Source organism: Halosimplex litoreum (genome assembly GCF_016065055.1).
Classification (GTDB): Archaea; Halobacteriota; Halobacteria; order Halobacteriales; family Haloarculaceae; genus Halosimplex; species Halosimplex litoreum.
The window spans coordinates 3,919,984-3,940,643 of the sequence record NZ_CP065856.1; the positions used below are offsets into that span (position 1 = coordinate 3,919,984).

Genomic DNA, 20,660 nt, shown 5'->3' on the forward strand with positions numbered 1-20,660 from the left:
CATGTGTGGAATCATCGGCTACGTCGGCGACGAATCGGCACAGCCACGCCTCGTGAGCGGGCTGCGGAAACTGGAGTACCGCGGGTACGACTCGGCGGGGATCGCCCTCGCCAACGGCGACCTGAGTGTCACCAAGCGCACCGGTCTGGTCGGCGACCTCGACTTGCCGGTCGACTCCCCGCAGACGGTGGGGATCGGACACACCCGCTGGAGCACCCACGGGCCGCCGACCGACGCCAACGCGCATCCCCACACCGACTGTTCTGGCCGCGTCGCGGTCGTCCACAACGGGATCGTGGGCAACTACGACGACCTGCGAGCGGAGCTACCGGGCCATACCTTCCGCAGCGAGACCGACACCGAGGTGGTCGCCCACCTCGTCGAGGAGGCGCTGGCCGACGGCCACGACCTCCCGAGCGCTGTCGCGAGCGTCGCCGAGCGCATCGAGGGCAGCTACGCCCTGGGCGTCGTCGCCGCCGGCTTCGACGGGATCGTCGTCGCGCGGCGGGCCAGCCCGCTCGTCGTCGGCTACGGCGAGGGCGAGAACTTCGTCGCCAGCGACGTGACGCCGCTGCTCGAACACACTCGCTCGGTCTCCTACCTCGAAGACGGCGACGTCGCCGTCGTCACGCGCGACGGAATCACCGTCGAACACGGCGGCGAGCCGGTCGAGCGCGCCCGCCACACCATCGAGTGGGACGCCGACGCCGCCGAGAAGGGCGGCTACGACCACTACATGCTCAAGGAGATCCACGAGCAGCCCCAGTCGCTCCGCCAGGCCATCGCCGGTCGGATCGACGACTTCGAGGGACGAGTCGATCTGGACCTCTCGCTGCCCGAGTCGTTCCTGCGCGAGGTCGACGAGATCCAGCTCGTCGCCTGCGGGACCTCCTATCACGCCTGCCTGTTCGGGAAACAGCTGATCGAGTCGCTGGCGGACGTGCGTGCGACCGTCGAGTACGGCAGCGAGTACGCCGTCGGCAGCGGGCGCACGCCTGACCGCACGCTCGTGGTCGGAGTCAGCCAGAGCGGCGAGACCGCCGACACCCTGCGCGGGCTGCGGGCGGCGCGGCGCTCGGGCGTCCGGACGCTCGGCGTCACCAACACCGTCGACTCGACGGTCGCCCGCGAGTGCGACGACGCCGTCTACATCCAGGCCGGTCCCGAGATCGGTGTCGCCGCGACCAAGACGTTCGGCTCGCAGGTCGTCACGCTCGCGTTGTTGGCCGTCGCGGTCGCCGACGCCCGGGACGAACTCGACCCCGAGGTGGCAGGGGACCTACTCGACGGCCTCCAGCGACTCCCCGGCGCCGTCCAGGGCGTCCTCGACGACGAGGAGACCATCAGAGACGTCGCCGAGCACTACGCCGATGGCGAGGCTTTCTTCTTCGTCGGCCGCCAGTTCGGTTCGCCCGTCGCGCTGGAGGGCGCGCTGAAGCTCAAGGAGATCTCCTACGACCACGCCGAGGGGTTCCCCGCCGGCGAACTCAAACACGGCCCGCTCGCGCTGGTCACCGACGAGACGCCGGTGCTCGCCCTCCTGACCGACGGCGCCCGACCGGACGAGACGGCCAACAACGTCCGCGAGGTCCAGGCCCGGGGCGCCCCCGTCATCGCCTTCTCCTCGGCCACCCGCGGCGAGGAAGACGTAGCCGAGCAGTTCTCGATCCCCGACCTCGGACTGCTGGAACCGCTGGTCGCCAACGTCTACCTCCAGCTGTTCGCCTACCACCTCGCCAACAGCAAGGGCCGTTCGATCGACAAACCGCGCAACCTCGCCAAGAGCGTCACCGTCGAGTGAGCGGCCGGCCCGCCCGACGTGTCGGTCCCCTGATCGCCTACCCCGTCGTTCGCATCCGGTTCGTAACCGATCTCCGAGATCCGGTACGAGTAAACATTTGTAACAGCAATCGGGTATTATACTGATTTTATCTGAACATTTGTCGGAGAAAGAGTGATATTAACACGAAGCTTAAGCACCTGCGCATGGCACCCGACCCACCACGGGGGGACGACGAGGGGGACGAGGAGACGCTGGACATCTCGCGCCGGTCGCTACTGCGGGCGACCGGCGCCGCGACTATCGTTTCGGCGTCGATCGCGGGCTGTCTCGGCGGCGACGACCCGGGCGAGTACCGCGTCGGCTACGGCGGGACGGCCTACCGACTCGAAGGGGGGAGCGATCCGGCGCTCGCCGCCGTCGCGACGTTCACAGCGACGAGCGACGGACTCGTCGCTCGCTGGTCGTTCGACGGCACCGGCGCCTCGGCGACCGACGCCGTGGGCGACAACGACGGCGCCGTCCGCGGCTCGCCACGCCAGGGCGTCGCCGGCGCCCGCGGTTCGCTGGCCTACGAGTTCGGTCCCTCGGCGGACAACTACGTCGAGGTCCCGGACGCTGGCGCGCTCAGACCCGCGAGTGCGCTCTCGTTCGGCGGTTGGTACCGGACCGATTCGGGCGCGAACAGCCAGACGCTCGTCCAGAAGGCCGACCGTCGCTACGGTGACGAGGGCTACGCCGTCGACGTGCAGACGCCCAACAGCCTGCGCGGGCACGTCGCCGTCGAGAGCGGCCAGGCCAGCGTCAACCCCTGGGGGCTCGACACCAACGACGGCGAGTGGCACCACGTCTTCCTCACCTGGGACGGCGAGGTCCTCGTAGGGTACTTCGACGGCGAGGAAGTCGACCGCGACGACTCCCAGTCCGGTGACGTGGTCCACAGCGACCGCCCGCTGTACGTCGGGTACGGCGACAACAGCTACAGCACCGTCTACGATATGGACGGGGCGGTCGACGACGTGCGCGTCTACGACACCGCGCTGACCGCCGAGGACGTGACGGCGCTGTACGACGGGGAGGCGACCACCGCCACGCCGACGCCAACGAATACCGCGACGCCGACCCCGACGGACACCGCGACGCAGACATCGACGCCGACGGCAACCCCGACGCCGACGGACACTGCAACCCCGACGCCGACGCCGACATCGACTCCGACGCCGACGCCGACACCGACGGCCACTCCGACGCCGACGCCCGCCGGGTCGGGACGCCCGACCCCGGTCGCTCACTGGCGGTTCGAGGAGACGGGCGGTTCGACGGTGGCAGACGGCGTCGGGTCGAACGACGGCACCGTGGTCGGCGCCCCGGATCTCTCGACGCCCGGCGTCTTCGACTCCTCGGGGGCCCGGTTCGGACCCTCGGCCGAGGACTACGTCGAAGTGCCCGACGCGCCCGCGCTCCGCCCGACGGCGGAACTCTCGTTCGGCGGCTGGTACCGGTCGGACTCCGGTACCAACGGCCAGACGCTCGTCCAGAAGGCCGACCGTCGCTACGGTGACGAGGGCTACGCCGTCGACGTGCAGACGCCCGACAGCCTGCGCGGGCACGTCGCCGTCGCCAGCGGGCAGGCCAGCGTCAATCCCTGGGGGATCGACACCGACGACGGGGAGTGGCACCACGTCTTCCTCACCTGGGACGGGACCGATCTGGTCCTGTATCTCGACGGCGAGGAAGTCGCCCGCGACGACTCCCAGTCCGGTGACGCGGTCCACAGCGACCGCCCGCTGTACGTCGGGTACGGCGACAACGGGTACACCTCGTACTACGGTATGGACGGGGCCGTCGACGACGTGCGGGTCTACGACACCGCGCTGACCGCCGAGGACGTGACGGCGCTGTTCGACGGCGAGACGCCCACGTCGACGCCCACACCCACGCCGACGCCCACACCCACGTCGACGCCCACACCCACGCCGACGCCCACACCCACGTCGACGCCCACACCCACGCCGACGCCCACATCCACGCCGACGCCGTCGGCGACTTCAACACCCACAGCGACACCGACGCCGACCGACACGCCGACAGAGACATCGACCGACACGCCGACAGAGACGCCGACGCCGACCGACAGCGTGACCGTCACGCCGATCCCGAACGACGAGTTCGGGGAGCGGGGGTACGGCGAGTTCGGCTACGGCGGCGTCGACCCGGAGACGACATCATGACCGAGAATCACGACTACGAGACGCCCTCCGCGGGGACGCTCGACTGGAACCTGCCGCTGAATCGCAACTTCGAACGCATCGACACGGACGTAGAGGTCCGCGACGCCGAGGCCAACCGCTCGCAGTACGCGCCAAAGGACGGGGGGAAGTTCCTGGCGACCGACACCGGGGCCGTGTTCGTCGGGGACGGCTCCGACTGGATCGAACTCGGGACGATCGGCTCGGGTGGCTCCGGCGGGTCGGGCGGGAGCAGCCTGACGGAGCTCCTGCTCGGCGGGAACGTCGTCGCCGTCGCGCGCAACCTCGCGGACCTGCGGACGGTCTCGCCGGCCGAATCGGACACGCCCGTCCAGGACGCCCTCGACGTCCTCGCGGCAAACGGCGGCGGGCAGGTCCGGCTGCCCCCGGGCGTGGTCGAGGAGACGGGGCCGATCCGTCCCTACGAGGACACCGAGATCCGCGGGCTCGGGGTCGAAGTCACGAAGATCTCGATCACGGGGCAGCCGGTCGACGGGATCCGATTCGACCGCGAGTCGGGGACCAGCCGCGTCGTCCTCGACGGCTTCGCGCTGAACGGTCCGGGCGGCACCGCCGAGACCGGCGTCGCCGTCCACCACACCAACAGGGACACGCAGGACCTGCGGGTCGGTCGAATCGTCTTCTGGGGGTGGAACAACTCCGTGTATCGCGTCGACGAGGACGTCGGTCCGTTCCAGTGTCGCCACGACCAGATCACCGTCTACGGCTGCGACGCCGGCGACCAGGACGGCCTCTTCGAGTTCCGGTCGTGGTACGGCCCGGCCAACTGGTTCGGGACGATCGCCGCCTACCCGGTCACCGACGCGAGCGGGGCGAACACGACCGTGTTCTTCTCCCGGGGCGGCACCCAGACCGTCGACTACCTCACCATGGGCGGCTCCTCGGGGATCGCCGTCGACCAGACCTGGGACGCCGTCGTCGAGTTCGGCAACGTCCACTGGGAACCGACGACGAACCCGACGACCCCGCCGGCGATCGTCCGGCTGCGCGGTCACGGCACCGCGAGCGTCGACTCGCTGAAACACGTGACCGGCGTCGCCGACTACGTCTACGAACTGGGCTACGACGACTACAACGGTCGCGGCCCCGCCCGGAAGGTCCTCGGCCCCTACATCGAACTGGGCGCCGAAGCCGACGTCGTGACGAACGTGGTCAACCTCTCCGCGCAGGCCGACCCGGCGAACCCGTCGTTCTACTTCGGTGCAGCCGACGACGTCGACGTGACCCACGGCGACGGCTCCAACGGCGGCCTCCGCGCCATGGGGTCTGCCGGTACCGGGTTCTGACCGCCCCGAGCGACGGCGACGGTTAAGTCCCCGGCCGCCGGAGGTAGACCCGGACAATGGGCGCAGACAGGCAGGGACGGGACGGTGGGGACGGGAGAGAGACCGACCGGGCGACCGACTCGGGGACGCTCGAACTGCCCTCGACCGACGAGCCCGACGAACACGCGCTGCTCGCTCACGCCCGCGCCGACCCGGACCCGCTGTTGGTACGGATCCGCCGACGACTGGCGCGATCGACCGTCTTGGAGCGAGCCGTCTGGCACACCGGCGAACTGCTGCACGTTCGGAAGGGCGCAGGCGAATTCCGACCCGACCCCGTCGACGTGTCGGGGCTGTACGACGGCGAGACGGTTCCCTCGTACCCGATCGACGCCGAACGGGCTCCGTCGGAGTTCCTCCCGGCGGGCGATCTCGACCCCGTGATCACCGCCGCGGACGTGACCGACTTCGGCCGCGCCGACTGCGTGGCCGACCCGTTCCTCTTCGTCGACGTCGAGGGCCGGTGGCACTGCTTTTTCGAGGTGTACACGCTCGACCGCGAGCCATCCGCGGCCATCGCCCACGCGGAGAGCCCCGACGGCTACGAGTGGACCTACGACCGGGTCGTCCTCGAACACCCGTATCACCTCTCCTTCCCGTACGTCTTCCGCTGGGCCGGCGAGCACTACATGGTGCCCGACCAGTGGTCGAAGACGGTGGATCCCGCGCCGGCGACGCTGTACCGCGCCGAGTCGTTCCCGACGGCGTGGGAGCCCGTCGCCGACCTCGTCCGGCCGGAGACGCCCCGCCACGACTTCGCGCCCTTCCGCTGGGGCGACCGCTGGTGGGCGCTGATGGGCGACGGCGTCGACCTGTACGCCTACCACAGCGACGACCTCGAAGCGCCCGACTGGACGCCCCACGAGGCCAATCCAGTCGTCGAGAACCGGCCCGCCGCGGCCCGCCCCGGCGGCCGCCCGCTCGTCTTCGACGACCGGGTGCTGGCTTTCTACCAGGACTGTGTCGGCCGCTACGGCGAGCGGATCCGACCCTACGAGATCACCGAGCTGACGCCGTCGACCTACGAGGACCGCGAGCGAGCCGACTCGCCCGCCCTGGAGCCGACCGGTGGACTGGCGTGGAACTCCGGCGCGATGCACCACGTCGACCCCTGGTGGGACGGGGAGGGGTACCACTGCGCGGTCGACGGGAACATCGGCTTCGGGTACCAGGTGCTCGGGGAACACCACTGGTCGATCGGTATCTACCGTGCCTGAGCGGGCGGGCGCCTCCGGAGGGCGGCGCGGCCGGCTCGGCTCAGGGGTCCTCGACGGTGAGTCCCTCGGCGAAGCCGACGCCGTAGGCGAGGTACTGGACGGCGAAGATGACGGGGACCAGCGCGGCGAGGGGCGTCCCGCGGTCGCGGTACACCTGAACGGTTGCGTAGGCGCTCGCCAGTAGAAACAGCGCGGCCAGCAGCGGGACGTAGCGCGCCCGTCGCGTCGCGAGGTCGGCGGCCGCCGCGGCGATCCCGCCGCCGATGGCCGCGGTCGGCAGAAACGAGTACCACCGGATCAGCTTCCCGTGGCGGCGCTGGATACGCGCCATCGCCGTCCCGTACGAGCGGTTCTTCCGCCAGAGCGCACCGAGGGTCGGCGAGAGGTGATGGGAGACGGCGATCTCGGGGTCGAAGGCGAAGCGATAGCCCGCCTCGCTCAGTCGGAAGTGCAGCTCGGCGTCCTCGCCGACGTTGACGGAATCGTCGTAGCGAACGGAGTCGAAGACGGCGGCGTCGTAGAGGACGTTGCAGGCGGCGACCGAACCGACGAGGCGCTCGCGGCCGATGTCGTGCGACTGGGGCGAGCGCCCGGATCCGAAGACCGTCCCCTGGAAGCTCCCGACGAGCTTCGTGAACGACGAATCGGTCGGGAACGGCCGGTTCGGTCCGCCGACGCCGACGACGAACGCGTCGTCGGCGTAGGTCGCCATCCGGTCGACCAGCGAGTCGAGCCAGGTGGCCGGGACCGCGCAGTCGGAGTCCGTGAACGCCACGTAGTCGCTCTCGGCGCGGTCGATCCCGCGGTTACGACAGGCGCCGATACCCGCTCCGTCCTCGACGAGGAACTCCACGCCGTAGTCGGCGACCGTCTCGGCCGTCCCGTCCGTCGACCCGCCGTCGACGACGACCACCTCGTACCGGTCGGACGGGTACGTCTGGTCGGTTAGCGACGCCAGCGTCTCGGCCACCGTCGGCACCGAGTTGTACGTGACGACGACGACCGTCACCGTCGGTCGAAGCTGTGCCTCCGACTCGTCTCCGTCCGTCCCGGCGGCCACCACGTCGTCACCTCGCACCCCACCGCCGCCGTCGAGCCGGTCCGTCACGCTGAGATCACAGGGTCCGATACCCGGAGTGGAGGAATAACGCTATCGGAGCCCAGGGGATTCACCCGAGCCCGCGACCGGCCTCGTCCATCACGCGGAGGCTCCCGGTTCGCGTCGAGGTCTCGACGGTGACCTCGTCGGCGGACCCGAAGTACCAGGACCGGCGCTGTGGGTGGAGCCGACCGGTGACGCGGACGATAGGGCCGGTGACCTCGCCGCGGTCGGCCGTCGGCCGGTAGAGAACCGCGTCGCCGGCGCCGTCGCCGAGTTCGTAGACGGTTTCGACGCGACCGGCGTCGACGATGACGTCGTCGACGTGAGTCTGACCGACGCCGGCGACGCGAACGAGCGAGTCGGGTACGCTGGGCTGGGCCTCGGGTTCGTAGTGGAGGCGACCGACCCGGAGTCGGCCCGCTCGCTTGTCGACCATCCGTCCGGCCGTCCCACCGACGGAGATGTCGCCGACGGTGAGTTCGCCGCCGCGCTGGGAGAGCACGTCGGTGTTCTGGCCGCTGACGCTGTCGTTCGGGTAGGAGACGATCGTCCCGAACCAGTTGGCCGGGCCGTAGGTCGACCGCCAGTCGACCAGGGCTCGGGCGTCGCCCGCGTCGCAGTCGTCCGCGCGGAGGTACTCGAGACGACACTGGAAGGGCCCGACCCCCTCGTCGACGCGGTACACCGAATCGTGCCACTGCCGGCAGTAGAGGTGCCCCACGCGCAGGTCCGAGGGGTCGCTGACCGGCTCCGTTCCGTTGTCCACGTAGTGGATCGCGACACCGGTCGGCGAGTCCGCGCCCGGACCACGCAGCTCGAACCCGTCGAGTTCGACCCAGTGGGCGCGGCGGTCGCGGTCGAACCGGATCCCGTCGGACCCTGCACCCGTGATCCGGAGTGCCGACACGTTCGTTCCGAACCCGTACAGCCCGGTGTTCCGGTGGGGCCTGAGGGCGCCCTCGTTGCGGGTCGTGCCGGGCGGCAAGTAGACGTGGCCGCCGCCCTGCTCCGCGACGAGGTCGAACCCGTCTTGAACGGGCGTCGCCGAGTCGGCCGTCGATATCCGAACGTAGTCGCGGTCGGCGGCCACCGCGACGACGTCGCCGGCCGCCGCGGCCCCGACGGCGTCGGTCCCCGTGTGCGGGGTCGCCGTCACCGTCTGTGCCGCCTCCGTCGCGGTCGCAGTCGATTCACCGTCGTCCGTCGGCTCTCGTCTCTCATCTGTGGGTTCACCGTCCCCGCCGAGCATCGAACAGCCGGCGACCGACACGGCCGCCGCGAGCGCGAGGTACGACCGGCGGCCGATCCGGGCCCGACCTCGACCCTCGTGCTCGTCGTTGGGGGACACCGACAGTCGCTACGGCGTATCGGGTCAAAAGCCTTCAGTACCCCGCATCGCCCAGAAGACATAAGTCTCGTCTGACTGATGTACTGACGAGAGCGGCCGTCGAGCGGGCTCGAAACCGATCGCGAGCCCGTTCAGCGGCCACACGTCGAAATGTCAGGAATATTCACATCAGAGGGAACCACGTCGGGCACCGACGCGGACGCACCCGCGAGCGACGCACCGTACCGGGTTCTGGGGTGTGCGGTCGAACACCCGAATCACGTCTTTCCAGTCCGTACTCCGTTCAACCACCGGTCGTTCGACGCCCTGCACCGCGCCGGGGTCGGGCTCGACGTCGTCTCGCCGACGCCGTTCGCCCCGCCGGTCGGTCCCTACTCGGAGTACCGTCACGTCCCCGAGACGGAGCGATGGGGTAGCTACCGGGTGCACTACCCTCGCTTTCTCTACGCGCTCCCGAAACGGTATCTCTACCAGGTATCGGGCGACTCGGCCCAGAAGCGGGTCACCCGCTACGTCGAGGAGACCTTCGAGACACCACACGACGTGGTGCAGGTCTGTGGGCTCTACCTGGACGGCTACGCGATGTTGCCGTACTGCCGGCGCCACGACGTTCCGATGGTCGCGATCTCTCACGCAGGCGACCTGAAGAACTTCGACCGGTTCAACGAGGGCGTCCGCGAGCGGATCCGGGAGACGATCGACTACTGTTCGGCGGTCCTGACCGTCAGCGACGAACTGGCCGGTATCGCCCGCCAGTTCGCCCCGGCCGAACGTGTCCGGACGCTGCCGATCGGGGAGAACCCCGACCTCTACCCGACGGAGCGCCGGGCGGCAGTACGGCGCGAACTGGGGTTCGACTCCGAGACGGAAGTGCTGCTGTACGTCGGGCGCTTCGAGAAAGAGAAGGGGGTGCGCGAACTCGCGGCGGCGCTCGACGCGCTCGACCGGGACGACGTCGCAGTCGCCGCGGTCGGCCACGGCGGCGCGTTGCGGTGGTGGTTCCTCGACCGACTGGGCGAGCTTCGCCACTCCGCCCACGCCTACTGGGAGCTGGACCCGATCGCGTTGCGGCGGTTGTTCGTCGCCGCCGACTTGCTCGTTCACCCGAGCCACGACGAGGCACGCCCGACGGTCATCTACGAGGCGATGGCCGCGAAGCTCCCGGTGCTGGCTTCCAACGTCGGCGGCATCCCGGAGATGGTCGTCGACGGCGAGACCGGCGTGCTCGTCCCGCCGTACGACCCCGACGCTCTCCGTGCGTCGATGGCGGAGCTACTGGACGAGCCCGAGCGGCTGCGAGCGATGGGCGAGGCCGGCCACCGGCGCCTGCTGGACCAGGAGTGGACCTGGAGCGCCCACGCCGAGAAGCTCTCGGCCGTCCACCGGGAGGTCATGCGTGAGTGAAGAGACGTCTGAGGGTGCGTCGCCTGACGGCACGGACACGACGGCGGACCCGCGCGTCAGCGTCGTCGTCCCGGCCTATCGCCGAGCGGACGTGGTCGGCCGCGCGCTCGACAGCGCGCTCGCCCAGACGACGACCGACCTCGAAGTCGTCGTCGTCGACGACGGGAGCGACGACGGGACCGAAGCCGTCGTGGCCGCCTACGACGACCCCCGCGTCCGCTATCTCGCCCACGAGGGAAACCGGGGCGTGAGCGCGGCTCGCAACACCGGCGTCGACGCGGCGACCGGCGAGTACGTCGCGTTCCTCGACTCCGACGACGAGTGGCTCCCACGGAAGCTCGAACGACAACTCGCCGTCCTCGACGAGCGCGGCGGTGAGTGGGTCGGTGTCTACTGCGACGTGGCCACGGCGGATCTGTCGCTGCTCGGTCGGCTCGGGGCCGCCTTCTCCGAACGGGTGGTCCGAACCGGCGGCCCGGTGGAGGGCGGCCGCGAGCTCGCAGAAGCGCTGGTGACGATGCGGGTGTTCATGAGTCCGGGGTCGACGCTGCTGGTCGAGCGCGAGGCCGTCCGCGCCGCTGGCGGCTTCGACGAGGGACTGTCGATCTACGAGGACTGGGACCTGGTGTTGCGGGTCCTCGCGGCGGGCCGGATCGCCCACGTCGCCGAGCCACTCGCGGTGACCCACTTCACCGGTGACGCCCCAGCCGAGGCCTACGTCGAGAACGACGCGCGCTACCTGTCCCGCAACGCGGCCCTCGTCGACGATCTCGAAGCGCGCGGTGTTCCGGTCCGTCACGTCCACCGGATGGGGCTGGTCGGCCACTTCCTCGCGGAAGGCCGGTTCGGCGACGCCGCGGCGTACCTCGACGGGCGGGTTCTCCGTCGGCCGGCCGACCTCGCGCGGCTGGCCTTCTGGTCGGTGCTGGGCGTCCGCGCTCGCCTCGGAGGGGAGCGATGACCGAGGACGGTCCCAGCGGCGCCGCCGCGAGCGGCGACCCCTACGACGTGCTGGCCTGCTGTGTCCACCACCAGAGCCACTCGCTGCCGGTCCGGTCGCCGTTCAACCACCGCTCGTTCGACGCGATCAACCGGACGGCGGCGGACCTGGACGTAGTCGTTCCGACGCCGTTCGCCCCCCGCGTCGGGCCACACTCCGAGTACGACCGCGTCCCGCGGACCGAGCGCTGGGGCACCTACGTCGCCCACTACCCGCGATTCCTCTACATGGTCCCGAAGCGTCACTTCTACCACCTCTCGGGCGACTCCATCCAGAAGCGGGTCACGGAGTACGTCGAGGAGACCTTCGAGACGCCCCACGACGTGGTCCACACCTCCGACATCTACCTCGACGGCTACGGGATGTTGCGATACTGCAAGCGCCACGGCGTGCCGCTGGTGGTCAACAGCCACGCCGTCGACCTGCACAACTTCGAGTCGTTCAACGAACCGGTGCAGGCGCGTATCCGCGAGACGATCGACTACGCCTCGACGGTCGCGGTCGTCAGCGACGAACTCGCCGAGGTGGCGCGGCGGTACGCGCCGGCTGAGAAGGTCGAGACGGTCCCGATCGGCGAGGACCCCGAGAAGTTCCCGACCGACCGCCGCGCCGAGATCCGGCGGGAGCTGGGGATCGACCCGGACACCAAGCTGCTGCTGTTCGTCGGTGCCTACACCGAGCAGAAGGGGCTGCGCGAACTCGTGGCGGCGGTCGGCGCGCTGGATCGCGACGACGTGGTGCTCGCGACCGTCGGTCACGAGGGCGACCTGCGGTGGTGGCTGCTCGACCGCCTCGGAGAACTCGACCACCCGGCGCGCTCGCAGTGGCGCCTCGATCCGGTGGCGCTCCGACGCTGGCACGTCGCCGCCGACGCGCTGGTCCACCCCAGCTGGACCGAAGGTCGCCCGACGGTCGTCTACGAGGCGATGGCCGCCGAGACACCCGTCGTCGGATCCGCCGTCGGCGGCATCCCGGAGATGGTCGCCGACGGCGAGACGGGCGTGCTCGTCCCGCCGAAAGACCCCGAGACGCTGACGGCCGTCCTCGACGAGCTGCTCGACGACCCCGAGCGGCTGCGCGAGATGGGCGCCGCGGGACGTCGACGCCTAATCGACCAGGAGTGGACGTGGGCGCGCCACGCCGAGCGGTTCGTCGAGATCCACCGGGAGGCCATGGATGGGTGAGGCCGACGCGGGACCCGGACCCACCGCGGACGGCCCGCCGGGCGACGTCGCCGCCGACGGCGGCTATCCGACCGTCTCGGTCGTGATCCCCTACAGCGATCGCTACACGCCCCGCGAGATGCTGGCCGAGGCCGAGGCGACGGTCGCGGCCCAGTCGGTCCCGACCGAGACCGTCGTCGTCGACGACGTCGAGACCGGTCCGGCCGACGCGCGCAACGCCGGCCTCGACCGCGCCGAGACGCGCTACGTCGCCTTCCTCGACGCCGACGACCTGTGGGAACCCGACAAACTCGAACGGCAGCTCGACCGGATGGCCGAGACCGGCGCGGGCCTGTGCGTCGAGGCCGAACCGATGGCGCTCGACGACTTCGTCTACGAGGTGTTCGTCGGCGACCTCCACGAGGTGACCTCGGCGATGCTCGTCGACACCGACCGCGTGAGCGCCCGCTTCGAGGCGGATCTGCGCCGCGGCGAGGACCTGCTGTACGCGCTGGAGGCCGCGACCGAGGCGGGCGTCTGCTGTTGCCCCGAGCTGTTCACCCGGCGCCGGCACGACGCCAGCATGATGGCATCGGGCATGGCCGTCGACGAGTACCGCGCGCAGGCAAAGCGCTTCGGCTACCTCGTCAGCGAGCGGGTGCCCGCGGCCCAGCCGTACCTCTCGGTCTACTACAACCAGCTGTACACCGACCTCGGGCTCGCCTGCCACGACGCCGGCGAGTACGACCGCGCGGTGACGATGTTCGCCCGCGCCGTCCGGATCTCCCCACACCCGTTCTCGGTCGCGTACCTCGTCCGGAGCGCGTGCTACCGCGCGGTGCCGTTCGCGCCGTAGATCCCCTCGAAGCCGCCGGGACTGTGGTACACCCGCACCCGGCCGGCGGTGTAGACCTTGTCGGCCGTCGCGTCGCCGGCGGCGAAGCGCTCGGGCGACACGACGAACGTGTTCTGGTCGGCCGCGCGAAGGCTCTCGGTCGGTGCGACGACGTGGCGCTGCCACTCCCTGCGGACGACGAGGAACGAGGCGTCGGTCGCGAGTCCGTCCGGTCGGACCCGCAGCCGCTCGGTGGCGTTGTACGGCGTGGTCTCGAAGGCCCGATTGGTGATCCGGTCGGTCGCGGCCTCGCCGGCGAGATAGCGGTCGGCGAACGCACCCGTCGACCCGACGGCCCCGAACTCGGCGTCGCTCATCGACACCTGCTGGCGAGGCTCGTCCGTGTAGACGCCGGGCACGTCGTCGGCGACGAGGACGGTGAACGTCGTCGCGCCGCCCAGCGCCGCGAGGACGACCAGCGCGGCGAGCGCGGTTCGACGAGGGGCCGAGAGCGCCCTGTGGAGGCCGACGGCGACCGGGAACACCGCGACGAGCGTCACCACGAACTGGAGGCGCTCGATCTGCGGGATCGCGACGGGGACCGGCAGCAGCAGTCCGGCGAGAACGAGCCCGGTCGCGGTCAGAGTGAACCCTCGCTCGTAGCGGTCGGTGCGGTCGAGCAGCTCGTAGCCCGCGACCAACAGCACCGCGCCCAGTCCGACGGCGTAGACGCCCGTGGGCGTCAGCAGCCACTCGACGGCCCGGTCGACCGAGTCGGTCGGCAAGGTCTGGCCGTAGGCCAGCAGCTGCGGCGCCGGCACCGACACCACGTCCAGCAACACCCCGGCGGTCAGCTGGACGATGCCGACGACGATGATGCTGGGCGAGTACGTCCAGTACGCGAGCAGGACGACGCCGCCGACGAGCCCGGGGAACACCCGTCTGAAACGCAGCGTCCGCGCGGCGTCGCCGAGGTCGCCGCCGAAGACGAACGGGCGCACCAGCGCCGCGACCAGCGCGACCGCGGCCACGCCACCGAACAGCAGGTAGGTGAGGTGGTGAGTGAACACCATCACGACGATCAGCGCGAGCGCGAACACGGAGAGCCGGCGGTACCCCCGCTCGTCGCCGGCGTAGAACAGCGCGGCGTTGACCGCCAGGAGGACCACCAGCAGGAGAGACGCCAACGCCTGCGGGAAGAAGTAGACGGCGTGGTAGGCGAAAAACTCCAGGACGGTGACCGCCAGCGCGGCGGTCAGCCCGAGGCGGGGGTCGTCGAAGACGGTCACGGCCAGGACGTAGACGACCGGGACGACCAGCGAGAGCGCGCCGATCCCGGTCAGGACGAGCGCGTCGTACACCGGCAGCCCGGAGAACGCCGTCGTCGACCCGACGAGGTAGTGATAGACGGGGTAGAGGTCGTACCCGTGGGGGAGCGCGGTCGAGTAGCCGGCCGCGAACAGCGCCTCGACGGCGCCGACGTGGGCCAGCGTGTCCGAGCCGCCGAAGTAGACGCCCGTCGTGACGTACTTGCCGAGTCGCGGCGCCAGGAACAGCGCCCACAGCCCCGTCAGCACGGCCGGAACCGACGGCTCCGACCGTAGCTGGAGCCCGACGAGCAGATAGCCCAGCGGGAGCGCGACCGCGAAGGGGAGCACGCGCGAGCCCGTCTCGGCGGAGGCGACCACCGCTCCGGCACAGAGCGCGATGACGATTTTCGTCGCGAGGGGGCCCGAAAGTGCCGGCACGAGTCGATCCGTCGTCCCGTCGTCCATCCCGCGGCTCGCCAGGAAGAGCGCGGCGGCGACGACCGCCGCCAGGGGCGCGAACCCGGCGCGGACGAGCGTCGGGCGGGGGAGGACGGCGAACGCGTCGAGCGCGACCAGGCCGACCGCCGCGACGGCGGGGACGGCGAGGGCGAGCCAGTCGACGGGACGGAGCGACGTTCGGGGAGTCATCGAGGCGTGAACCTTGCTCTCACTTCCGTACCGACCGGCAAAAGTGTTGCATCCGACCGGCGAGCGACGGATGTGTTTATCCGGGTGTCCGACCAGTATCCGGTATGTACGACAGACGAGCGGTGTTGCGGGCGACCGGAGCGACCATCGCGGCCAGCGTGGGCCTGGCCGGCTGCTCGTCCGACGGCGGCGACGGGTCCGACGGTGGCGGCGACCCTCCCACCGAACCCGGGACCCCGGCGCCGGTGACCGTCGAGATGACCGACGGGCTGAAGTTCGATCCGGCGACGGTCACCGTCGACCGGGGGACGACGGTCGTCTGGGAAGCTGTCGGTTCGGTGGCCCACAGCGTCACCGCCTACGAGGACGGGATCCCGGGGGACGCCGAATACTTCGCCTCCGGGGAGTTCGACGAGGAGTCGGCGGCCAGGTCCAGCTACCCCGACGGCAGCGTCGGTCCCGACGAGACGTTCGCACACACCTTCGCCGTCGCCGGCGAGTACGAGTACTTCTGCGTCCCCCACGAGTCGGGGATGAAAGGCACTGTCGTCGTCGAGTGAGCGCGGTTCGACGGGGACGACACTCGGTTCGACCGTGGAAGTCGGCGAGTCCGGCTCACCCGAGGAGGTCGGCGAGTCCCTCGGTCAGCGGGACGGTCGGCTCGTAACCCAGACGATCGCGGGCCTTCCCGACGTCGGCGACGCTCTCGCGGATGTCGCCCGACCGCGGGTCGCCGTGGACGACCTCGACGTCGGGTGCGACGGTGTCCCGGACGATCTCCGCGACCCGTCGGATCGTCGTCGCCTCGCCGGTCCCGACGTTGAACGCCTCGCCGGTCGCGTCGGTGGTCGCCGCGAGCAGGTTCGCCTGGACCACGTCTGCGACGTCGACGAAGTCGCGAGTCTGCTCGCCGTCGCCGTCGACCCGGAGCGGGCCGCCGGCTCGCGCCTGCTCGGCGAAGGCCGTGATCGCGCCGGCGTAGTCGCCGCCGGCCTGCCGTGGGCCGTAGACGTTGAAGTAGCGCAGCGCGACCGTCGACAGGTCGTAGAGGTCGGCGTAGAGCCGACAGTAGTGGTCGCCGGCGAGCTTCTCCAGGCCGTAGGGCGAGGCCGGTTCCTTCGGGTGGCGCTCGTCGACCGGGACCGATTCCGGCTCGCCGTAGATGGCCGCCGAGGAAGCGAAGACGACGCGCGCGTCGGCCCGCCGCGCGGCTTCGAGTACCGCGAGCGTCCCGTCGACGTTGACGGCGTGACTGGTCGTCGGGTCCTCGACAGATTGGGCCACGCTGACGATCGCGGCCTGGTGGAAGACGACGTCGACGCCGTCGACCGCCGCCGCGACCGCGTCCTCGTCGCGTACGTCAGCCTCGACGACGCGCACGCCGTCCGGGACCCGCTCGCGGTCGCCGCGGACGAAGCTGTCGAGTACGACCACGTCGGTCTCGGGGACGAGCGCGTCGACGATGTGGCTCCCGACGAAGCCACCACCACCGGTAACCAGCGCCGTCCGACCTTCGAGTGACCCTCGCACGCCCCGACGTGCGCTCCGCGGCGATATATAGGCGCGGGTCGTCACCCGGGCGACGACCACCACGGCGCGACCGCGAAGTGGACCGCGAACACCGCACAGCCGACGATCCCCGCGATCGACGCCGCGATCAGGTCCGGAATCGCCACCGCGTTCAGTAGCGCGAAGATGTCGACTGGGGTGTCGTAGGGGTAGGGGGCCAACACCGGCCACAGGAGGTACGTCAGCTCGTCGACGCGCCAGAAGTAGATCTCGACGTAGGCGTCGCCGAGCAGGTGGCTGAGATAGCCCACGGCGACGGCCGGCGCCACGCCGAAGTGGCCCGCGCGGTGGGCGACCACGCCGACCGTGACGATCAGCGGCAGCGCGAACAGCAGCGAGTGGCCCAGCGACCGTCCGGAGGGGAGCAGGGGCACCCACCACGCCAGCGGCTTGTCGATCAGGTCGGGGAGCTGACTGGCGACCAGGACGCCGATCAGCTGCGCGCGCGAGACGCGGCGATGGGCCAGCAGCGCGAGCCCGACGAACAGCAGGTACGCGAAGGCGGCGTGGCCCCAGGGGTACATCGATACCTGGCAGACGGGCTCCAGCGGCTTCAACGACCCGGATGACGGGCGAGACCGTCCGATCGGGCATCGACGCCCGCGAGCGCCGGTCCCGGAACGGCGACTGCCCCGGAACGACGCCGACCCCACGTCGTTATACCGGTCGGCGGTGTAGGGGGCGCCGTGCCGACCCCGAGACAGTACCGATTCCTCCGGACACAGCTGTACGCGACCCTCCTCTGCGTCGCGGGACTGGCCTCGCTCGGGGCGCTGACGCTCGAACGCGCGTTTCTGGTCGGATTCCTCGCGCTCGTCACGGTCGCGACGCTGACGGCGCCCGTCCACGTGACGCCGCCGTGGCGCCGCCGGCTCAGGTGGCCGCTCCTCCTCGGGAGCGTCGTCTTCCTCGCGCTCGTCGTCGTTCGGACCGCCGAGAAGCTGCTCGCAGCGCTCTGAGACCGGTCGATATCGGTCGGCGGGCGCCCCCGAGTCAGCGTTCCTCGTCGGTGACCCGCGGCTCGTTCGCGGCCGGACCGGCTTCGCCCGGAGCGGCCGCATCCGGAACGTCCTCGCCGCCGTCCCACCGGCAGGTGACGACCAGCCCGTCGTCGGTGACGGCGCTCTCGACGGTGGCCGGGCGGTCGACGGCCTCGACTATCCCGACCGCGAACGCCGACGCGACGGGGTGGTCGTACAGTTCGTCGGTCGCGAGCCGGGACCGCGCGGTCAGCTCCGCGCTCGACTCGTCGACGGTCGCCGCGGCCCGCTCGGCCAGTTCGAGGTGGTTGACGACCGCGTCGACCAGCGTCGCCGCGCGGGCCGCCGGCGTCTCGGCCGCCTCGTCGGTCCGGACTCCGGCCAGCAGCCGGACGCCGACGGGTTCGCCGCCGGACGCGAACCGGACGCCGGACTCGGTCGGGACGTAGCGCTGGGGAGCGGCGGCGTCGGGACGGGCGCGCGCGGCCGCGACAGTGTAGATGTCTCCGGCGACGGTCGCCGGTACCGTCGGTTCGGCGGCGACCAGCCCGACGAAGAGGGCGACGAACAGCGCCGTCCCGCCCCAGACGAACAGGAGCGTGTCCCAGTCCGGGAGGGCGACCCCGCCCGCGAGGAGCGCGACGCCGACGAGCGCGAAGGCGGTCGCCGGCGCGCGTCGACCGACGCGGTCGCGGCGCCTGCCGCCGGCCGCGACGTGGACGGCGTCATCCACGGCGACCACCGCCGACCACGGGGGTCAGCCCGCGCTGGTTCGGTCTCATACTCCTCTCGTCCGGCCGCTCGCGTTTAGCCCTTCCCCCCGTTCGACCCGGTCCCCGCGAGTCACTGCTGGAGGTTTCTGACGGCGGGATGGGCGTTCAGGATGTGCATGACGAGTGCGGCGACACAGACCAGCACGCCACCGACGAGGACGAGTGTGGCGATACCGAGCTGTACCGGGGCGAGCCCGCCGCCACCGTCGTATCGGACGAGCGCGCCGAGGCCGACGGCCACGCCGAGGAGCGTCAGCAGCAGGCCCGGCAGACCGACGACCAGCAGCGGTCGGCCGTACTCGACGGTCCAGAGGATGTTCCGCACGAGGTCGATCCCGTGGGACAGCGACCCCTGCGTGCTCGATTCGGGCACGTCGTAGGAGATGGTCGTCCCGACCTCCGCGACGCTGAGCCGGTTGCGGTGGGCGTGATAGAGGATGTCCGTGCTGGCGCCCATGTTGTCGCCGATCGCGCGGTCGGCGGCCAGCGAGCGGATCGCCCGCCGGCCGTAGCTGCGGTACCCGCTCTGAGTGTCGCGGATCCAGCCGCTCGGGCGCAGGTTCCCGAGGCTCACGTTGGTCAGGTTGTTGATGACCGCGAGGCCGATCGACCGGACGAACGGGATCCGCGTCTCGCCGCCGACGTACCGGCTCCCGATGACGATGTCGGCCCGCTCGGTCTTGCTCGTCTCGACGAGCGTCGGGATGTCCGCGGGGTCGTGTTGCCCGTCGGCGTCGATGACGACGAGGTTGTGTGCGTTGCGGTCCGCCGCCTCCCGAAAGGCGGTCTTGAGCGCGCCGCCGTAGCCGCGGTTGCGGTCGTGAACGACCACCGTCGCGCCGGCTTCGCGCGCCCGGGCGGCCGTCTCGTCGGCACTGCCGTCGTCGACGACGATCACTTCGTCCGCGAACGCGCTGGCTCGTTCGACCACCTCGCCGACGCTCCCGGCCGCGTCGTACGCCGGGATCGCGACGACGACCAGCGGATCGTCGGTCTCGTCGCTCCACGTCTCGGGGACGGCGACCACCTCGTAGTTCGCGCTGTCGAGGGCGGCCAGCGACCGGTCGTAGTCGATCCGCGGGCAGTCGCCGGTCTGGAGAACGAGACCGGCCAAGCCCCGCTCGCGCGCCGCCGTCGACAGGACGCGGTTCAGCTCGGCGCGGGTCGTCTCCGCCCCCGGGACTTCGAGGACCGTCACGCCGACCGATTCGAGCGTCGCCGCCAGCTCGCCGCCCGGGTCCGGCGCACGGATCACGGCGAAGGTCGGGTGACCCCGCTGGCCCGCACGCATCGCCGTCCGCAACGCCGCGTCCTGGTTCGAACGGGTGACGACGAACCCCACCGCGATATCCGACAGGGTCTCGAGGCCGGGTCGCGGGGCCGATGCGCTCGGCTGTGTCGCCTCACCCCGCCCGGACGACCGGACGCCGACCAGCCCGATCCCGGGCGAGGACGCCTCGTCGTCGCGGCGGTCGCCGTTCCCCTCCGAATCCCGCTCGGTCGTGTCGATCGCGAGGGGGGAACCCGGGCCCTCCGTCGGGAGCCACCGACCGATCGTCTCGGTCGGCTCGGTCGCCGACTGGCCGCCTCGTAGTCGTTCGACGGTCACGGCCGGGAGCGTCGCTGGGCCACCGACCAGTCGGTAGCGTAGCCGTTCGGCCGTTCCCGCCGCCAGCGTCGTCTCGACGACCAGCTCGCCTCCGCCGGTCACGCCGTCCGCCGACGCTTCGTCGACCGGATCGACGACCGTCGCCGTCGCCGGAACCGGATCGACGACGCGGACCGAGACCGACTCGTCCGCGTCGGACTCGATCGTCAGCGTGACCGTCCGTCCGCGCTCCGTCGATTCGATCGATTTCAGAACGTCGATGCCGCTGTCCTGTCGTGACTGTATCTCTTTCACTCTCCGCTCCTCGTAACCCACCCGGGGTACGTT

At 70.9% G+C, this 20,660-nt stretch carries 17 protein-coding genes; 10 read left to right on the top strand and 7 right to left on the bottom strand.

Annotated elements, in window-relative coordinates; all coding sequences use genetic code 11:
* Position 1 precedes the first annotated feature (1 nt).
* The 4 genes from glmS to I7X12_RS19325 all read left to right on the top strand — a co-directional run bounded on the left by glmS (position 2) and on the right by I7X12_RS19325 (position 6,592).
* Entirely contained in the window at positions 2 to 1,801 is a 1,800-nt protein-coding gene (gene glmS / locus I7X12_RS19310; RefSeq protein ID WP_198061639.1) for a glutamine--fructose-6-phosphate transaminase (isomerizing), read from the top strand.
* A 185-nt stretch (positions 1,802 to 1,986) separates the two neighbouring features.
* Positions 1,987 to 4,011: a LamG domain-containing protein gene (locus I7X12_RS19315; protein ID WP_198061640.1), complete on the top strand. Its 2,025-nt coding sequence runs from the start codon at positions 1,987 to 1,989 to the stop codon at positions 4,009 to 4,011.
* Positions 4,008 to 5,336 (top strand): hypothetical protein, encoded by a 1,329-nt coding sequence (locus tag I7X12_RS19320; RefSeq protein WP_198061641.1) that lies wholly within the window; start codon positions 4,008 to 4,010, stop codon positions 5,334 to 5,336. The genes I7X12_RS19315 and I7X12_RS19320 overlap by 4 nt, the downstream gene beginning before the upstream one ends.
* Before the next feature lie 56 nt (positions 5,337 to 5,392).
* Entirely contained in the window at positions 5,393 to 6,592 is a 1,200-nt protein-coding gene (locus tag I7X12_RS19325) for a glucosamine inositolphosphorylceramide transferase family protein (protein WP_198061642.1), read from the top strand.
* Between the two features lie 40 nt (positions 6,593 to 6,632).
* Here I7X12_RS19325 and I7X12_RS19330 read toward each other — a convergent pair whose 3' ends face one another.
* Together I7X12_RS19330 and I7X12_RS19335 are read right to left on the bottom strand one after the other, a co-directional pair.
* Positions 6,633 to 7,700 carry a glycosyltransferase gene (locus I7X12_RS19330; protein WP_198061643.1) on the bottom strand — a complete coding sequence of 356 codons (1,068 nt, stop codon included), beginning with the start codon at positions 7,698 to 7,700 and terminating at the stop codon, positions 6,633 to 6,635.
* A gap of 61 nt (positions 7,701 to 7,761) precedes the next feature.
* Positions 7,762 to 9,042, bottom strand: a complete 1,281-nt coding sequence (locus I7X12_RS19335; RefSeq protein WP_232342928.1) for a hypothetical protein — start codon at positions 9,040 to 9,042, stop codon at positions 7,762 to 7,764.
* Positions 9,043 to 9,192: 150 nt separating this feature from the next.
* Here I7X12_RS19335 and I7X12_RS19340 point away from each other — a divergent pair, with 150 nt between their 5' ends.
* The 4 genes from I7X12_RS19340 to I7X12_RS19355 are packed head-to-tail and all read left to right on the top strand — an operon-like array spanning position 9,193 to position 13,465.
* Positions 9,193 to 10,446, top strand: coding sequence for a glycosyltransferase family 4 protein (locus I7X12_RS19340; RefSeq protein WP_198061644.1), 1,254 nt, complete (start codon positions 9,193 to 9,195; stop codon positions 10,444 to 10,446).
* A complete protein-coding gene (locus I7X12_RS19345) occupies positions 10,439 to 11,407 on the top strand; it encodes a glycosyltransferase family 2 protein (RefSeq protein ID WP_232342929.1) in 969 nt (322 codons plus the stop codon). Before I7X12_RS19340 ends, I7X12_RS19345 begins: the two co-directional genes overlap by 8 nt.
* On the top strand, positions 11,404 to 12,630 hold the full coding sequence (locus I7X12_RS19350) for a glycosyltransferase family 4 protein (RefSeq protein ID WP_198061645.1): 1,227 nt from the start codon (positions 11,404 to 11,406) through the stop codon (positions 12,628 to 12,630). The genes I7X12_RS19345 and I7X12_RS19350 overlap by 4 nt, the downstream gene beginning before the upstream one ends.
* Positions 12,623 to 13,465, top strand: coding sequence for a glycosyltransferase family 2 protein (locus I7X12_RS19355; RefSeq protein WP_198061646.1), 843 nt, complete (start codon positions 12,623 to 12,625; stop codon positions 13,463 to 13,465). Before I7X12_RS19350 ends, I7X12_RS19355 begins: the two co-directional genes overlap by 8 nt.
* Here the strand turns inward: I7X12_RS19355 and I7X12_RS19360 are convergent.
* Positions 13,438 to 15,402, bottom strand: coding sequence for a hypothetical protein (locus tag I7X12_RS19360; protein ID WP_198061647.1), 1,965 nt, complete (start codon positions 15,400 to 15,402; stop codon positions 13,438 to 13,440). The two genes, I7X12_RS19355 and I7X12_RS19360, sit on opposite strands and share 28 nt — an antisense overlap.
* 104 nt (positions 15,403 to 15,506) lie before the next feature.
* On the opposite strand from I7X12_RS19360, the gene I7X12_RS19365 reads away from it, so the two are divergent.
* Entirely contained in the window at positions 15,507 to 15,962 is a 456-nt protein-coding gene (locus I7X12_RS19365) for a plastocyanin/azurin family copper-binding protein (RefSeq protein ID WP_198061648.1), read from the top strand.
* A 55-nt stretch (positions 15,963 to 16,017) separates the two neighbouring features.
* On the opposite strand, the gene I7X12_RS19370 is transcribed toward I7X12_RS19365, so the two are convergent.
* Together I7X12_RS19370 and I7X12_RS19375 are read right to left on the bottom strand one after the other, a co-directional pair.
* Complete coding sequence (locus I7X12_RS19370; protein WP_198061649.1) at positions 16,018 to 16,932, bottom strand: NAD-dependent epimerase/dehydratase family protein; 915 nt, start codon at positions 16,930 to 16,932, stop codon at positions 16,018 to 16,020.
* Positions 16,933 to 16,973: 41 nt separating this feature from the next.
* Entirely contained in the window at positions 16,974 to 17,495 is a 522-nt protein-coding gene (locus tag I7X12_RS19375) for a metal-dependent hydrolase (RefSeq protein WP_198061650.1), read from the bottom strand.
* 162 nt (positions 17,496 to 17,657) lie between these two features.
* Here I7X12_RS19375 and I7X12_RS19380 point away from each other — a divergent pair, with 162 nt between their 5' ends.
* Entirely contained in the window at positions 17,658 to 17,930 is a 273-nt protein-coding gene (locus tag I7X12_RS19380) for a hypothetical protein (RefSeq protein WP_232342930.1), read from the top strand.
* A gap of 34 nt (positions 17,931 to 17,964) precedes the next feature.
* On the opposite strand, the gene I7X12_RS19385 is transcribed toward I7X12_RS19380, so the two are convergent.
* A complete protein-coding gene (locus tag I7X12_RS19385; protein ID WP_198061651.1) occupies positions 17,965 to 18,693 on the bottom strand; it encodes a hypothetical protein in 729 nt (242 codons plus the stop codon).
* Between the two features lie 101 nt (positions 18,694 to 18,794).
* Complete coding sequence (locus tag I7X12_RS19390; RefSeq protein WP_198061652.1) at positions 18,795 to 20,627, bottom strand: glycosyltransferase family 2 protein; 1,833 nt, start codon at positions 20,625 to 20,627, stop codon at positions 18,795 to 18,797.
* Between the last annotated feature and the right edge of the window lie 33 nt (positions 20,628 to 20,660).

What these genes read in the sequence shown, in the direction of transcription:
- I7X12_RS19350 (WP_198061645.1), top strand. Translation starts at nt 11,404, where the DNA reads ATGACCGAGGACGGTCCCAGCGGCGCCGCCGCGAGCGGCGACCCCTAC.
- I7X12_RS19365 (WP_198061648.1), top strand. Translation starts at nt 15,507, where the DNA reads ATGTACGACAGACGAGCGGTGTTGCGGGCGACCGGAGCGACCATCGCG.
- I7X12_RS19375 (WP_198061650.1), bottom strand. Translation starts at nt 17,495, where the DNA reads ATGTACCCCTGGGGCCACGCCGCCTTCGCGTACCTGCTGTTCGTCGGG.
- I7X12_RS19325 (WP_198061642.1), top strand. Translation starts at nt 5,393, where the DNA reads ATGGGCGCAGACAGGCAGGGACGGGACGGTGGGGACGGGAGAGAGACC.
- I7X12_RS19320 (WP_198061641.1), top strand. Translation starts at nt 4,008, where the DNA reads ATGACCGAGAATCACGACTACGAGACGCCCTCCGCGGGGACGCTCGAC.
- glmS (WP_198061639.1), top strand. Translation starts at nt 2, where the DNA reads ATGTGTGGAATCATCGGCTACGTCGGCGACGAATCGGCACAGCCACGC.
- I7X12_RS19360 (WP_198061647.1), bottom strand. Translation starts at nt 15,402, where the DNA reads ATGACTCCCCGAACGTCGCTCCGTCCCGTCGACTGGCTCGCCCTCGCC.
- I7X12_RS19340 (WP_198061644.1), top strand. Translation starts at nt 9,193, where the DNA reads ATGTCAGGAATATTCACATCAGAGGGAACCACGTCGGGCACCGACGCG.
- I7X12_RS19315 (WP_198061640.1), top strand. Translation starts at nt 1,987, where the DNA reads ATGGCACCCGACCCACCACGGGGGGACGACGAGGGGGACGAGGAGACG.
- I7X12_RS19355 (WP_198061646.1), top strand. Translation starts at nt 12,623, where the DNA reads ATGGGTGAGGCCGACGCGGGACCCGGACCCACCGCGGACGGCCCGCCG.